This is a genomic window from Achromobacter sp. SIMBA_011 (genome assembly GCF_046535435.1).
In the GTDB taxonomy this organism is placed as follows: Bacteria; Pseudomonadota; Gammaproteobacteria; order Burkholderiales; family Burkholderiaceae_B; genus Achromobacter; species Achromobacter dolens.
Genome location: NZ_JAWRWN010000641.1, coordinates 1 through 264 on the forward strand (window position 1 = coordinate 1; position 264 = coordinate 264).

Below are 264 nucleotides of genomic sequence, written 5' to 3' on the forward strand. Positions count from 1 at the left end.
GGCAGCGGGTCCGAGCAGATCGCGGGCTTGCCCGCGCGGAAGATGCCGGCCTTTTCGAAGCCGATCTTCTCGCGCGTGTCGCCGAGATATTCGGTGTGATCGAGGTCGATGCTCGTGACGATCGCGCAGTCGGTGTCGAGCACGTTCACGGCGTCGAGGCGGCCGCCCAGGCCCACTTCGAAGATCACGGCGTCGAGTCCGCGCGAAGCGAACAGATGCATGATCGCCAGCGTCGTGAACTCGAAGTACGTGAGCGAAACCGGC

1 protein-coding gene is annotated in these 264 nt (G+C 64.8%); it reads right to left on the minus strand.

Annotated features, from left to right (window positions below; genetic code table 11):
* Nucleotides 1–264 (minus strand): Mur ligase family protein (locus SB816_RS32530; RefSeq protein ID WP_410548317.1); only part of this gene is annotated, 264 nt, incomplete at both ends.